Source organism: Solidesulfovibrio magneticus RS-1 (genome assembly GCF_000010665.1).
GTDB lineage: Bacteria > Desulfobacterota > Desulfovibrionia > Desulfovibrionales > Desulfovibrionaceae > Solidesulfovibrio > Solidesulfovibrio magneticus.
The window spans coordinates 592,527-606,867 of the sequence record NC_012796.1 but is presented as its reverse complement, the minus strand read 5'-3'; the positions used below and the strand labels follow the sequence as shown (position 1 = coordinate 606,867).

The window sequence follows — 14,341 nt, the reverse complement described above, 5'->3', positions numbered from 1 at the left end:
CCGCTACCTCCCTCGCACCGAAGCGATTGCTTTCATGGCCGCGCCGGTGGCCGACTGGGCCGACTTCATGACGTCAAGGGGCGTGGCGGCGCAACCGGCGGCAAAAATGCCCTTCTCCTCGCCGCCCACGATAAATCCCATCTCATCGACGGGAACGTCCACAGGCAGGCGTTCGCCGGCGATGCTCGGCTGCATGCCCGTGGCCAGGACGACCAGTTCGAACCGGTTGTCGGACTTGATGCCGGTGACGGCGTCTTCCACGGTGAGGATGACGTCGCCGGTGCCGGCGTCCTCGGCCACGGCGGCCACTTTGCCCTTGACCGCGTTGATGCGGTCATCATCCAGGATGCGCTTGGCGAAGTTGTCGTAACGGCCGGGGGTGCGCAGATCGATGTAGTAGATGGTCACGCGCGCATCGGGGAAGGCTTCCCGGACGTAGGCGGCCTGCTTGAGCGACGCCATGCAGCAGATGTAGGAACAGTAGTTGAGGTGGTTCTCGTCGCGGGAACCGGCGCACTGGACGAAAGCCACGCTGCGCGGGGCCTTGCCGTCCGAGGGACGCACGATGTTGCCGCAGGTCGGGCCGTTGGGGGAGGCCAACCGCTCCAATTGCATGTTGGTCACGCAGTTGGCGATCTCGCCCGCGCCGAGGTTGGTCAGGCGGGTGACGTCGTAGGGCTTCCAGCCGGTGGCGTAGACGATGCTGCCGACCTTGAGGACGATTTCCTTGGGAGCGTCGTCGAGATTGATGACATCGGAGCCGGACAGGACTTCCAGGTCTTCCTTGGTGCAGCGTTCCTTGTCCAGAACGTAGCGGTTGGGGAAGGCAAAGGGGACGTCCATGTACAGGGCCTTGCGGTCGCCCAGGCCGAGTTCGAAATCGCTTTTGACGTCCTTGGACAGCTTTTTCGCGGCATCCGAGAGATCGACGCTGCCGGGCTCGACGAAGCGGGGCTTGATTTTCACCGTGACTTCGTAGTCACCGGCCTTGCCCGTGACCTTGGTCACTTCGGCGAGGGTGAAAAACTTGACGTTTTTATTGTTCTTGATGCGCTGGAACTGAATTTCCAGCCCGCAGGACGGGGGGCACAGCTTGGGGAAATATTTGTTGAGCTGCATCACCCGGCCGCCGAGAAAGGGGTTTTTCTCGACGATGTAGACTTCGTGGCCGACCTCCGCGGCTTCCAGCGCGGCGGTGATGCCGCTGAAGCCGCCGCCGACGACCAGTATCGCGTTGCTCGACATCGCAACCTCCCGGCAATGGTTAAGGCCAGCAAGAAAACGGCCTGATCCGCGAGGATAGACCGCCCCCGCCGTAGGCGTACAAGCACGGTCCATCCGCCCGGGTAAGACCGTTAAAAAGCGGCCGCCGGGCTAACCCGGCGGCCGCTCTGGTCATTCCTACTGAGCGTCGGGAATGATCTGGTAGTAGGTCTTCTTGAAGACCTTGGTTTCCTTGGTGGCCGGATCGTACTTCGAGTTGACGAAGCACTTCCATTTGGAGTCGTCCAGGCCCAGGAAGTCGCCGCGGTAGTAGAAGCCCGGGTAACGGGTCTCTTCGCGGAACATGATGTGGGTCATGTGCAGGCGGACGGTCCACAGGCGGTGGTACTGTTCCCAGCAGCGCATAAGCTCGTGCAGGTCGCGGGCGGCCAGCTTCTTGCTGTCCTCTTCCAGGTACTGCAGCAGCTGGAAGCCGGTGTCGAGCAGGGTCTTGGAGGTCGTGTACAGGGTGGCGCAGCCTCCGCCGTACTCGTCCGTGCACTTGACCAGGCGCATCATGAAGTTATGCGGGCTGATGAAGTTCGGGTTGACAATCGGGTCGGTGGAGACGCCGACGTTGTCCTTGAAGGTGTGCCAGGGCTGGTAGATCTCTTTGGCCAGCTCGGCGGCGGTGACGGACAGGGTGGGCTTGAAGTCCTTGTGGTCGACAACCCAACGGACCATCTGCTTGCCGCAGATACGGCCTTCAGCGTGGGAGCCGGAGGAGAACTTGTGGCCGGAGGCGCCGACGCCGTCAGCGCAGGTCCACAGGCCGTTGACCGTGGTCATGCGGTTGTAGACTTTGCCGTTGTCGGCCTTGATCTTGTACTCTTCGGGAACCCAGGCTTCGTCCGGGCCGGAGACCCAGATGCCGCAGCAGCCGGAGTGGGAGCCGAGCAGGTACGGCTCGGTCGGCATGATCTCGGAGCCCTTCTTCTCGGGCTCGGTGTCGGTGCAGGCCCACAGGTTGGCCTGGCCGACGCACATGTCGAGGAAGTCTTCCCAAGCTTCGGACTCGAGGTGCTTCTGCTGCTCAGCGTTCAGGTTGGCGAAGGTGGCCTGGAGGGCGCCGGCGGTGTCCATGTAGATGGGGCCGCGGCCTTCGCGCATTTCGCGCAGCATCATGTGGTTACGCAGGCAGGTCGGGATGATGTGACCCTTGGCGTAGCCGCGATCCTCGTAGGGCTTCAGCATGGCGCGGTTGGTGACGCAGTAGTCTTCGCCCTTGGCGTTGGTGGCTTTGGCCTTGAAGAGCAGGAACCAAGCGCCGACCGGGCCGTAACCGTCCTTGAAGCGGGCGGGGACGAAGCGGTTTTCCATCATGGTCATCTCAGCGCCGACCTGAGCGCACATGGTGTAGGTGGAGCCGGAGTTCCACACGGGGTACCAAGCGCGGCCCATGCCTTCACCAGTGGAGCGGGGACGGTACACGTTGACCGCGCCGCCGCAGGCCACCAGGATGGCGTTGGCCTTGAAGACATAGACTTTGTTTTCGCGGGTGGAGAAGCCGACAGCACCGGCGATGCGGTTGGGCTGCTTGGCGTCCAGGAGCAGCTTCACGATGAAGATGCGCTCCAGGTAGCGGTCCTGGCCCAGGGCATTCTTGGCAGCTTCGGCCACGATGCACTTGTAGGACTCACCGTTGATCATGATCTGCCAACGGCCGGAGCGGACGGGGTCGGCGCCGGTGCGCAGGGAGACGCCGGCGGCCTTGGACTGGGCGCCGTCGAGGTTGTGACCGTGGGCGTCCTTGGTCCAGCAGGGCAGGCCCCACTCTTCGAACAGGTGAACGGAATCGTCGACGTGACGGCCAAGGTCGAAGATCAGGTCTTCGCGAACCAGGCCCATCAGGTCGGTGCGGACCATGCGGACGTAGTCGTCAGCATCGTTCTTGCCGAGGTAGGTGTTGATGGCGGACAGGCCCTGGGCAACGGCGCCGGAGCGCTCGAGCGAGGCCTTGTCCAGCAGCATCATGCTGATGCCACCGACTTTGTCGGCCCAGCGAACGGCTTCGAAAGCCGCGCCGCAGCAGCCCATGCCGCCGCCGACAAAGAGGATGTCGACATCTTTTTCAATCAGTTCCGGCTCGGCAAGGGCAACGCCTTTGGGCTCGTCCTTCACGGGAATGGTCGGCATAATATATGTCCTCCGTAGGGTGGATGGCTATTCAGTTGGCGAAACGGACTACTTGCAGAAGCCGTCCAACCAGCACTGCACGGTGTCGGCGCCGGTGACGTCGAACTTCTTGCCAAGGGCTTCCTTGGGGGCGACCAGAGCGGTCTCGGTGAAAAGCAGTTCGCTTTCCAGATCGCCCGGCTCCGGCTTGCCTTCGAAGGGCTTGATCGAACCTTCGGGGGTGGTGCGGATGGGGAACTTGAAGCGCTTGATGTTGCCGTTGCGGAACTTCACGGTCCACATGATGGAGTCGGCGGAACGCATGGGGATCGAGGTGCCGCCCATGGGAGCGAAGTCAGCGTAGGGGCGAGCGGAGATAGCGCCCTGGGGGCAGATCTTCACGCAAGAGTAGCATTCCCAGCAAGCGGAAGGCTCCTGATTGAAGGCCTTCATTTCCTGAGGATCCAGAATCATCAGGTCATTGGGGCAAATGTACATGCACGCGGTCTTCTCACCGCCTTTGCATCCGTCACACTTGCTCGGATCCACAAAGGTAGGCATAAGTAGTCCTCCAAACGTTTAGTTGTTGTACACCCAGCGCCCAATCCATTAAAGAGCTGAACGCCTGGACGCCTGGGACATCCGCGCGCCGTCGCCATGTGGCGCATTGTGCGCCTGGCTCCGGCTTGCCCTCATGCGTCGGCGTCGCTTGGTGCCGACGTTCTATGCAACCGCCGGGCTTGGGGATTTTTGTCATCCCCACCGCCTCTCGACAACAAAACCCCGGAATCGCTTCCGTTTGTGAACTGCCTGCGGTTAGCTTGTGATCGGTTTAACAAGCGCCGCAACCCCAGTCAAGGGTAATGTTCTTTTTTTCACGTCCGTCCAAAAGCGCCGACAAATCGGCCCCGAAGACCCCGACGGGACCCCGGTCACGGACGATGCACGGAAGTGGTTGCACCGTCCAAGCTAGCAGACACCACCCACCCCCGCAAGACCTTTTCCCGGTTTTCCCCGGTACCTCATCACAACCCCCCGCCTCTTGTGACTTTTTAAACAAAACCCGTTTTCCCACCAAAACCATGGACATTCCAGCCGAAGCACCACCCCCGGACAAGTTCATGCAACAACAATCTTTCGGTCGATGCGCGGCTGCATCCGTGACACGCGCCAGCCCCGACGACTCCGCCGTCGGCCGTGCCACGCCAAGAGGCCTCCCGCCTCCCGCCTCCCGCGACAACGCCGGCAAACCGACTCTGGCCGAAGAAGCGATCAACTAGGTCAAAGCCCGCCGGCGCCCTCCAATGCCTGTCCAGGCTGCAGGGGGAACTTTCCGGCGGGCGTCAGAAGGTGAGTTCGAATTTATTGAAATTAACGGCTAACGGGCGGGAGTCTTCCGGAATATAGCGGACAACTCGACCATTCCAGTCATCATAGACGAAACGCACGACATTGCCAGACTTCTTGGCAGGCAGGGCATATTGCCTGTAGATCGCATCGTTTTTTCTCAGGCGGAACGTCTCAAGGAGGAGATCGTTAAAATAGACAGACACCGTCTGGCCGTCGGCCACGGGAAAGAACTGAAAGACGAGGTTGCAGTTTGTCGCTTTTGGCAGAGAGAAGAGTATTTCGGACTTCTCGCCCAAGCCCCAGCGCCAAGCGCTCGAAGCATTATTTTCGGGGGGCTCGAAGCCGATCAGAATCATATTCCGTGGCGTGTCTTTGATAAAATCGTAATCCACCATGGCAGCGCTTTGGGAGAGATGCTTGCTCTCTAACAATGCCTTGCCAGTCAGAAGCACAGCTACAATCGCCAGGGCACAGACCGCGGCTGCGGCCAGGCCCTTGGCGGAGGGAAAGCGGCGATTGGTCCCTGCCACCACCCGTCCTCGCCACGTTTCGACCCTGCGCTCAACGGCGAGATACAGCAACAAAGAAAGGGCCAGCGTGACGAGGACGCCGGGGAGTTCATAGCCCACTTGGGTGTACTGCGTAATGGCGTAGAGTACGAGAATATGGCTAATGTAAATTGGGTAGGACAGTTCACCGACAAAACGATCAAGGCGGCTGTTTTTGGTCAGGAGAAACAGCGAAGGGATGGCCAGGGCCAGGGCCGCGTAGCGCGTCAGGTCCGGAATATTCCAGTCAAAGGCAAGAAAAAGCGGAGCCAGAGCCAGCACGGCGACGACGTGGAACGTCCTGCCCTTGTCAAGGATTCGGTAGCGAGCGTAGAGTTTGTACGCCAGCGCACCACAACCAAAAAAGGCGATCTCAAAAGGAAAAAAGCGGTAGGTGAACGCGTTGGCCTCGACTCCCCATGCGGGGAGGGCGACGAAGCGCAACAGGCAACTCCCCAGGATGACCCCCAAAATAACTATTGACGAACCTGCGACGAACAAGGGTGCGACAAGATAGAAGGCCAATTCGAGGCCAAGCGTCCAGGCTTGGGGCACAAGCATGTAGCCGCCCAAAGAACTGTTGGACAGGCGATTGAGATAATCAAAGACCAGCCCCCCGTTCTCGGACACATGGAAAAAGCCGAGGACATCTTGACCGAAGATAAACACGTTGGCCAGGGCGTAGTAGACGATAGACAGGTCGTCGAGTCTGGTCAGGGTATTGGCCCAGCCAGCGAGGGGCCACTGCACTGAGCCGATGATCGCCCACGTAACGCAGCCATAAACCAGAGTCAGCAACAAAACCGCAAGGTAGAGAGGGAATATACGTAGATAACGACTCTTAATGAATACATAATAAGGCTTTCCATTGTACTTCGTGGAAAGCACCATGGCCATATAGAATCCTGACACAACGTAAAATGAACGCACTGCCAGGGTCGTATTGAGCCCTGGCAGTCCGAACGAGTGGTCACTATGGCCGATGACTACGGAAAGAGCAAGTATTATTCGCAAAAATCCCATTCAATTACAAGGACCCTTTGGCCTAGAGAGCTTCTTAATAAATAAACACGTTGGGTTGATACAGCCAGCATCTCATGGCGTCAACTGACAAATATTGCCCGAGTCTCGGCATGGGGACCCAGTCGCCAGGGTTCATCTCTCCCCCAAGTTCCACACCTTGCCATGCCTTGGTTATTGACCTTAACCACTCTCGGCCTTCCGGCCCAGATGCGTCAAGCAAGCCTGTCGCGCCCCCCATTTTACCGAAAACGAAAAAACCCTTGACAATCTCCCGCCGCCCCACGTACCCGTATTGCCCATGCAGACCCTCCACACCCCCACCACCGGCTTTTACTTTTGGTACTGGTTTAGCCACGCCCGTGGTCTGGGGGGGGTGCGGTCGAACTAGGTCAACCGCAAACGAGCCTCTCCAGGGCCGCGGGCATTACGCCGGCGGCCCTTTTTTATTACCAGTCGCCGGCGGCCTCGGCCGGTTGGGCCAAACGCAAGGAGATACGCCATGCTGCTTGGGAAAGCCGTCCGCCTCGAACGCATTTTCAATCGCAACACCCACCGCGCCATCATCGTCCCCATGGACCACGGCGTCACCGTCGGCCCCATCTCGGGACTCATCGACATGCGCGACGCCGTCAACCAGGTCGCCGAAGGCGGGGCCAACGCCGTGCTCATGCACAAGGGCCTGCCCCGCTGCTCCCATCGCGGACGCGGCCGCGACGTCGGACTGATCATCCACCTGTCCGCGTCCACCAGCCTGTCGCCCTTCCCCAACGCCAAGACCCTGGTCGGCACCGTCGAGGACGCCATCAAGCTCGGGGCCGACGCCGTGTCCCTGCACATCAACCTCGGCGACGAGACCGAACGCGACATGCTGGCCCACCTCGGCGAAACCACCTCCCGGGCCGCCGACTGGGGGATGCCGGTGCTGGCCATGGTTTACGCCCGAGGCCCCAAGGTCAAAAACGAGTACGACGTGGACGTGGTGGCCCACTGCGCCCGGGTCGGCACCGAACTCGGCGCGGACGTGGTCAAGGTGCCCTACACCGGCGACATCGAATCCTTCTCCAAGGTCACCGACGCCTGCTGCATCCCCGTCGTCATCGCCGGCGGCCCCAAGATGGACAACGACCGCGACCTGCTGCAGATGGCCCACGACTCGGTCCAGGCCGGCGGCTCGGGCCTGTCCATTGGCCGCAACATCTTCCAGCACGCCCAGCCCGCCCGCATCGTCCAGGCCCTGCACGGCATCGTCCACCTCGACTGGGAAGTCGATCAGGCCCTCGAACTCCTCAAGGATTAAATCATGACCAAAGAAATATGGCTCAAGGTCGTTCCCTTCGACAAAAACGTCATCACCCTCGGCCTGGAATCCGGCGTGGACGGATTCGTGGTCGAAGCGGCCGACGCCGACAAGGTGCTGGCCCTGGGCCGCACCCAGGTGATGACGCCGGATCAGTTCGAACTGATCCCCATCTGCTGCAAAGATGACGAGGGAACGGCCATCGATTCCTTGAAGGCCTGTCGTCCGGTCTTCCTGGCCCAGGGCTGGGAGATCATCCCGGTGGAAAACATCCTGGCCTGCACCGAGGGCCTGGGGCTTGAGTGCGAAAGCCTGGACCGGGCGCGACTGGCCGCCGGAGTCCTGGAGCGCGGCGCGGACAAGCTGCTCATCACCCCCGAAGCCGTGTGCGACCTCAAGACCATCGTCAATGAACTCAAGCTCTCCCAGGGAACCATGGAACTCGTGCCGGCCACCATCACCAAGATCGAACACGCCGGCCTTGGCCACCGGGTCTGTGTGGACACCACGAGCATCTTAAAAACCGGCGAAGGGATGCTTGTGGGCAACAGCTCGGCCTTCACCTTCCTGGTCAACGCCGAAACCGAGTCCAATCCCTACGTCGCCGCCCGCCCCTTCCGCATCAACGCCGGCGCGGTCCACGCCTATTGCCAGATGCCCGGGGACAAGACCCGCTACCTCGAAGAGCTGGCCTCGGGCTCGGAAGTGCTCATCGTCTCCCACAAGGGCGCCACCAAGACCGCCGTGGTCGGCCGGATCAAGACCGAAATCCGGCCCATGCTGCTCATCACTGCGGAAGTCGGCGGCAAGGAAGGCAAGGTGTTCCTGCAAAACGCCGAAACCATCCGGCTGGTCACCCCCGAGGGCAAGCCCGTCAGCGTGGTGGCCCTTAAGGAAGGCGACACGGTGCTCGTTTCCACCGACGTGGCCGGCCGCCACTTCGGCATGCGCATCGCCGAAGAGATCAAGGAAGGATGACATGAACCCGGACACGACCCAGCCTGCCGTCGCCCCGGGTTCCCTGGAGGAGGCGCTGCTCGAAATTCGCCACGGCATCGACGCCGTGGACGACGAGATCGTGGCCCTGCTCAACAAACGCGCCGCCCTGAGCCTGGAGGTCGGGCGGCGCAAGGACGGCCGGGCCAGCGCCATCTTCAAGCCCTTCCGCGAACAGGAAGTGCTGGCCCGCCTCACCGCCGCCAATCCCGGACCGCTGCCCAACAACCATCTTATCGCCGTCTACCGCGAAATCCTGTCCTCCTCGCGCCGTCTCCAGCGCCCCGAACGGGTGGCCTACCTCGGCCCCGAAGGCACCTTTTCCCACTTCGCCGCCATGGCCGCCCTGGGCCATTCCCCGGATTTCCTGCCCCAGACCACCATCGGCGACGTGTTCGCCGCCGTGGCCGGCAAGCAGGCCGACCTGGGCGTCGTGCCGCTGGAAAATTCCCTCCAAGGCACCATCGGCCAGAGCCTGGACAACTTCCAGCGCTACAACGTCTTTATCCAGGCCGAGATCACCTGCCGGGTCAGCCACGCCCTGCTCTCCACGGCAACGAGCCTGGACGCCGTGGAAATCGTCTACTCGCACCCCCAGCCCCTGGCCCAGTGCGCCGGCTGGCTCAAGACCCATCTGCCCCGGGCCAAGGTCATCCCCACCGACTCCACCGCCGCCGCCGCCGCGCGACTGGCCGGAGAGCCGAACGCCGCCGCCATCGGCCACCTGCGCCTGGCCGCCATGCACCACCTTAATGTGCTGGCCAGCCCCATCGAGGACCTGCCCGACAACTGGACGCGGTTTTTCATCATCGGCCCCGAGGACACCAAACAGCAGACCCGGGACAAGACCTCGCTGCTTTTCACCGTGCCCAACAAGCCCGGCTCCCTGCATCAGGTGCTGGCCCATCTGGCCGGCGAGGGCATCAACCTGACCAAGCTCGAATCGCGGCCCATCCGGGGCGAAAAGTGGCAGTACTTCTTTTTCGCCGACCTGCAATGCGACCTCACCCGCGAGGAATACAAGAAGCTCCTGGCCACCCTGACCGAAAACACCCACAGCCTGCGCATCCTCGGCTGCTACCCGGCCGGTCCCCAGGTGGACCTGGCCGAAGGCGCGACGGACAAGGCGGAGTGAGAGGAAAAGAAGAAATCCGGGGGGGATCATCCCCCCCGGACCCCCTGGATGGAAAATTTATGGAGGGGTTCATGCGCAAGGACGCATTCGCCGGAAGCAACATCGACAGGTTTATGCTATAGGCGAACAGCATCACGGGATTCCAAAGGGCGGCAGCCCTTTGGCCGCCGGAGGCTTTTTCCCTACCCCTTTTGCATACCCCAACGAGGACCCTATGCCGATCATCACCGCGCCGCCTTCCAAGTCCGTGTCCCACCGGGCCGTCATCGCCGCCAGCCTGGCCGCCGGCACCAGCCGCCTCACGGGGTTGCTCGATAGCCAGGACATTTCCCGCACCCGGGACTGCATGATCGCCATGGGCGCGGCCATGCATCCCCAAAGCGACGGCTCCGTGGTCGTCTCCGGCACCGCCGGCCGGCCCCTGGGCGGCGAAGACGAAGAAGAACATTCCGTCGCCCTCGACGTCGGCGAATCCGGCACCACCTGCCGCCTGCTCGTGGCCGTGGCCGCCGCCGGACGCGGCCATTTCCTGGTGCGCGGCCACGGCCGGATGCACGACCGCCCCATCGGCGAACTCGTCAACGCCCTGCTGCCCCTTGGCCCGGAATGCCTGTACCTCGAAAAATCCGGCTGCCCGCCCCTGGCCGTCGTCACCCAAGGGCTTGCCGGCGGAACCACCTCCATATCCTTGGAAGACAGCTCCCAGTACCTCTCCGGGCTGCTGCTGGCCGCACCCATGGCCGCCGGGCCGCTGACCATCGAGATCACCGGCAAAAAAACCGTATCCTGGCCCTACGTCGCCATCACCCTGTCCGCCCTGGCCGATTTCGGCGTGCCGTTCACCGTCCAGACCCGCCAAGGCGACGCCTGGGTCGAGGCCGACTGGCGCGCCATCACCGACGTCGTGCCCGGCCAGATCCGCTTCGCCATGCAGCCCGCCCGCTACAGGCCGCGCGAGTACGCCGTGGAAGCCGACTGGTCCAGCGCCTCCTACTTCCTGGCCGCCGGAGCCGTGGGACCGGCCCCGGTCACCGTGGCCGGCCTGCGCCAGGATTCGCTCCAAGGCGACCGGGCCATCCGCGACATCCTCGCCCGCATGGGCGCGCGCATCGAGGAAACGGCCGAGGGACTCACCGTCTTCCCGTCCGAACTGCACGGCCAGGAACTCGACATGGGCCGCTGCCCCGACCTCGTGCCCACCGTGGCTGCCGCCGCCTGCTTCGCCTCGGGCGAGACCATCATCAAAAACGTCGCCCACCTGCGCCTCAAGGAGTCCGACCGCATCGAGGCCGTGGCCGAAAACTGCACCCAGGCCGGAGCCGTGGTCACCACCCTGCCCGACGGCCTGCGCATCAAACCCAAAGCCCTGCGCACCGACCAGCGCGTGGAATTCTCTGCCTTCGACGACCACCGCTTAGCCATGTCCGCCGCCATCTTCGAACTGGCCGGCATCGACGTGGTCATCGACAACCCCGGCTGCGTCGCCAAATCGTTCCCCACCTTCTGGGACAAATGGGAAGCCATACGCGAAGCGATGCAGGACGAAGAGTAGACGAAGCGGGAAGAGAGAAGAGGCAAGAGCGGGCTCTGCCCGCACCCGCCGGGGGGCTGAGCCCCCCGGACCCCTCACATGGAGAGGGCTTCGGTGCTGCTGCCTGTTGCGCCGCGGACGGCGCAACAGGCAGCAGCACCGAAGCAGAAAATAAATTTCAGGAAGTACAGCATATTATGCCCAACACGAACAGCAACAAACCATCCACCCAACCCCAGGAAAAAGTTTTTGGGGAAGGAGGGGGTCCGGGGGAGGAAACCCCTTTTTTCAAAAAGGGGTTTCCTCCCCCGGGCGCGCCGCGCGCCATTTCCACTATCGCCCTGGTCGGGGCGCGGGGGGGCATGGGCCAGCTTGTCGCGGCCAAATGCCGGGCGGCGGGCGTGGCTGTTCGGGAGCTTGACCGGCCGCTGACGCCTGACGGCATCGCGGCGGCGTTGGCCGGGGCGGACATGGTGCTGGTTTCGGTGCCGGTCTACGCCACGGCCGAGGTGACGGCCAGGCTCGCGCCGCATCTGGCCGCGCCGCAGATTCTGGCCGACGTCGGGTCGGTGAAGACGCTGCCTATCGCCGCCATGGTCGAAGGGTACGGCGGGCCGGTGGTGGGCACGCATCCGCTTTTTGGCCCGGCTCCGGCCCAGGATGACGGGCTGCGGGTGGCGGTCATGGACGGCCGGCCCGGGCAGGACGTCTGGGCGACGGAGCTTGTGGCCGACTGGTGCCGCCGCATCGGCTTTGCCCCCTTCCCGTCCACGGCCAAGGAGCACGACAAGGCGGCGGCCTATGTCCAGGGCCTCAATTTCGTCACCACCGTGGCCTATCTTGCCGCCCAGGCGGCCGGCGGCGAGGTGCGCAAGTACTTAACGCCCTCCTTCGAGCGGCGGCTGGCGGCGGCGGAAAAGCTCATCACCAAGGACGCGGCCCTTTTCACGGCGCTTTTCGAGGCCAATCCGCACAGCCATGAGGCCGTGCGAAACTACCGGAATTTCCTCAATATCGCCGCAGGCGGCGACATCGACCTGCTGGTTCGCCGGGCCGAGGCCTGGTGGACCGAGAAGACGGAAAAAAAGGACAACCCATGAGTGCGATCAAGCTCCGCCAGGAAGGGACGTGGCTGCCGGCCGACGTCCAGACGCCCATCAGCCTATTCCTCGGGCTTGTGGGCGAACGGCCCGGAATCCTTCTCGAAAGCGCCGAAGTCGACGGCCGCCTGGGCCGTTACAGCCTCATCGCCTGGGATTTCCGCCTGCGCATCCGTTTGAAGGACGGCAAGCTCGACGTCAACGCCCGGGACCAGCGGCTGGCCGGCCTGGAAAAGCATTCCGGCCGGGGCATGATGGAGGGACTTCGGGCCGTCTTGGCCGACCTCAACATCTTGGCCCCCGAGGGTTTTGACGACGTGCCGCCCATCACCCGCTCCCTGGTGGGCTACTTCGGCTACGGCGTGGCCGGGGTGTTCGAACCCAAGCTGGCCAAGGTGTTGCCGCCCGATGAGGCCGAGTTTTGTCTGGTGCTGCCCGGCCGGGTGGTGCTTTTCGACCACGTCAAGCACCGCTGCCTGCATCTGTCCCTGGACGAGGGCAAGAAGGCCAAGATCGAGCACGCCAACATCTTCGCGCCCATGAATCGGCCGGTGCTGGGCAAGGTGGTCAACACCCCGGACGCCGAGGGCTACATGGACGCGGTGGCCCAGTGCAAGGAGATGATCCGGGCCGGCGAGTGCATCCAGACCGTGCTTTCGACGCGCTTTGCCGCGCCGTTTTCCGGCGACCCGTTTGTGGTCTACCGGCGGCTGCGGCAGGTGAACCCTTCGCCCTACATGTTTTTCATGCGCCTGCCGCGCGTGACGCTGCTGGGGTCGTCGCCGGAGCTGCTCATCCGCTGCCGCGACGGCGAGCTGACCACCTGCCCCATCGCCGGCACCCGCCACCGCAGCGCCGATCCCGTCGAGGACGACCGTCTGGCCGAGGAACTGCTGGCCGATCCCAAGGAACGCGCCGAGCATGTCATGCTGGTGGACCTTGGCCGCAACGACCTTGGCCGCATGGCCGAAAAGGGCACGGTGAAGGTCGAGAAGTTCATGGCCGTGGAGCGGTTTTCCCACGTCATGCACATCGTCTCCTACGTCACGGCCAAGCTCAAAAAGGGCCTCGACGCCCTGGACGTGCTGCAATGCGCCTTCCCGGCCGGCACGCTTTCGGGCGCGCCCAAGGTGCGGGCCATGGAGATGATCGCGGACCTCGAAAACCGGCTGCCGCGCGGCCCCTACGCCGGCTGCATCGGCTGGATCGGCCTGGACGAAGGCCGCGTCAACCTCGACACGGGCATCACCATCCGCAGCATGTGGATACGCGACGGCATGGCCTCGTGGCAGGCCGGCGCCGGCATCGTCTACGACTCGGACCCGGCTTCGGAATGGAAGGAGTGTCAAAACAAGGCCCGGGTCATCGCCGAAGTGCTGGCCGCCAAGGAGGAAGGCGATGTTTTTACTTATTGATAACTTCGACTCGTTCACCTTCAACGTGGTGCAGGCCTTCCAGCAGTGCGGCCACGATCCGTTGGTGCTCAAAAACGACGACCCCAAGATTCTGGAGCTGGCCGCCTCGGGCAAGCTGGAGAAGGTCTGCATCTCCCCCGGCCCGAGCAACCCCACCAACGCCGGGCTGTGCCTGCAATTTCTGGAGCTGTTGCCGGCCACGACCCCGGTGTTCGGCGTCTGCCTGGGCCATCAGATTCTGGGCCATTTCGCCGGCGCGCCGGTCGTCGTCGCCGACCGCATCATGCACGGCAAGACCTCCGACGTGTACCACCGCGAAACCGGGCTTTTCGAGGGCCTGCCCAACCCCATGGAGTGCTGCCGCTACCATTCGCTTTTGGTGCTGGCCTCCAAGGCTCCGGACAAGCTCGAAATCACGGCCTGGACCGAACAAAACGAAGTCATGGGGATGCGGTATCGGGATAGACCGTGGGTCGGCGTACAGTTTCACCCGGAGTCGGTGTTTACACCCGACGGCATGAAGCTGATCGGCAATTTCCCGGATAAGATTCTGTAAGGACGGCCAGAC

11 protein-coding genes are annotated in these 14,341 nt (G+C 63.0%); 7 read left to right on the top strand and 4 right to left on the bottom strand.

Annotated elements, in window-relative coordinates:
- Positions 1-3 precede the first annotated feature (3 nt).
- From DMR_RS02530 to DMR_RS02515, 4 genes are all read right to left on the bottom strand, one after another.
- Positions 4-1,245 carry a CoB--CoM heterodisulfide reductase iron-sulfur subunit A family protein gene (locus DMR_RS02530; RefSeq protein WP_012750113.1) on the bottom strand — a complete coding sequence of 414 codons (1,242 nt, stop codon included), beginning with the start codon at positions 1,243-1,245 and terminating at the stop codon, positions 4-6.
- Between the two features lie 156 nt (positions 1,246-1,401).
- The gene (gene aprA / locus DMR_RS02525; RefSeq protein WP_012750112.1) at positions 1,402-3,399 is read right to left on the bottom strand and encodes an adenylyl-sulfate reductase subunit alpha; all 1,998 of its coding nucleotides are present in this window, start codon (positions 3,397-3,399) and stop codon (positions 1,402-1,404) included.
- A gap of 48 nt (positions 3,400-3,447) precedes the next feature.
- Positions 3,448-3,939 (bottom strand): adenylyl-sulfate reductase subunit beta, encoded by a 492-nt coding sequence (gene aprB / locus DMR_RS02520; protein ID WP_012750111.1) that lies wholly within the window; start codon positions 3,937-3,939, stop codon positions 3,448-3,450.
- A gap of 782 nt (positions 3,940-4,721) precedes the next feature.
- Positions 4,722-6,299 (bottom strand): acyltransferase family protein, encoded by a 1,578-nt coding sequence (locus DMR_RS02515; protein WP_012750110.1) that lies wholly within the window; start codon positions 6,297-6,299, stop codon positions 4,722-4,724.
- 499 nt (positions 6,300-6,798) lie between these two features.
- On the opposite strand from DMR_RS02515, the gene DMR_RS02510 reads away from it, so the two are divergent.
- The 7 genes from DMR_RS02510 (at position 6,799) to DMR_RS02480 (ending at position 14,329) form a co-directional block, all read left to right on the top strand.
- Entirely contained in the window at positions 6,799-7,596 is a 798-nt protein-coding gene (locus DMR_RS02510) for a 2-amino-3,7-dideoxy-D-threo-hept-6-ulosonate synthase (RefSeq protein WP_012750109.1), read from the top strand.
- A 3-nt stretch (positions 7,597-7,599) separates the two neighbouring features.
- Entirely contained in the window at positions 7,600-8,574 is a 975-nt protein-coding gene (locus tag DMR_RS02505) for a 3-dehydroquinate synthase II family protein (protein ID WP_012750108.1), read from the top strand.
- 1 nt (position 8,575) lies between these two features.
- Positions 8,576-9,727 (top strand): prephenate dehydratase, encoded by a 1,152-nt coding sequence (gene pheA, locus DMR_RS02500; RefSeq protein ID WP_012750107.1) that lies wholly within the window; start codon positions 8,576-8,578, stop codon positions 9,725-9,727.
- A gap of 214 nt (positions 9,728-9,941) precedes the next feature.
- Positions 9,942-11,279: a 3-phosphoshikimate 1-carboxyvinyltransferase gene (aroA, locus tag DMR_RS02495; protein WP_012750106.1), complete on the top strand. Its 1,338-nt coding sequence runs from the start codon at positions 9,942-9,944 to the stop codon at positions 11,277-11,279.
- Between the two features lie 341 nt (positions 11,280-11,620).
- Positions 11,621-12,358 carry a prephenate dehydrogenase/arogenate dehydrogenase family protein gene (locus tag DMR_RS02490; protein ID WP_232502868.1) on the top strand — a complete coding sequence of 246 codons (738 nt, stop codon included), beginning with the start codon at positions 11,621-11,623 and terminating at the stop codon, positions 12,356-12,358.
- The gene (locus DMR_RS02485; protein WP_043599901.1) at positions 12,355-13,773 is read left to right on the top strand and encodes an anthranilate synthase component I family protein; all 1,419 of its coding nucleotides are present in this window, start codon (positions 12,355-12,357) and stop codon (positions 13,771-13,773) included. Before DMR_RS02490 ends, DMR_RS02485 begins: the two co-directional genes overlap by 4 nt.
- Complete coding sequence (locus DMR_RS02480) at positions 13,757-14,329, top strand: anthranilate synthase component II (RefSeq protein ID WP_012750103.1); 573 nt, start codon at positions 13,757-13,759, stop codon at positions 14,327-14,329. Before DMR_RS02485 ends, DMR_RS02480 begins: the two co-directional genes overlap by 17 nt.
- Positions 14,330-14,341 lie beyond the last annotated feature (12 nt).

Bases quoted from the DNA above. Each gene is read 5' to 3' on its own strand.
- DMR_RS02485 (WP_043599901.1), top strand. From the start codon at position 12,355: ATGAGTGCGATCAAGCTCCGCCAGGAAGGGACGTGGCTGCCGGCCGAC.
- DMR_RS02490 (WP_232502868.1), top strand. From the start codon at position 11,621: ATGGGCCAGCTTGTCGCGGCCAAATGCCGGGCGGCGGGCGTGGCTGTT.
- pheA (WP_012750107.1), top strand. From the start codon at position 8,576: ATGAACCCGGACACGACCCAGCCTGCCGTCGCCCCGGGTTCCCTGGAG.
- DMR_RS02510 (WP_012750109.1), top strand. From the start codon at position 6,799: ATGCTGCTTGGGAAAGCCGTCCGCCTCGAACGCATTTTCAATCGCAAC.
- DMR_RS02505 (WP_012750108.1), top strand. From the start codon at position 7,600: ATGACCAAAGAAATATGGCTCAAGGTCGTTCCCTTCGACAAAAACGTC.
- DMR_RS02515 (WP_012750110.1), bottom strand. From the start codon at position 6,299: ATGGGATTTTTGCGAATAATACTTGCTCTTTCCGTAGTCATCGGCCAT.
- aroA (WP_012750106.1), top strand. From the start codon at position 9,942: ATGCCGATCATCACCGCGCCGCCTTCCAAGTCCGTGTCCCACCGGGCC.
- DMR_RS02530 (WP_012750113.1), bottom strand. From the start codon at position 1,245: ATGTCGAGCAACGCGATACTGGTCGTCGGCGGCGGCTTCAGCGGCATC.
- aprB (WP_012750111.1), bottom strand. From the start codon at position 3,939: ATGCCTACCTTTGTGGATCCGAGCAAGTGTGACGGATGCAAAGGCGGT.
- aprA (WP_012750112.1), bottom strand. From the start codon at position 3,399: ATGCCGACCATTCCCGTGAAGGACGAGCCCAAAGGCGTTGCCCTTGCC.
- DMR_RS02480 (WP_012750103.1), top strand. From the start codon at position 13,757: ATGTTTTTACTTATTGATAACTTCGACTCGTTCACCTTCAACGTGGTG.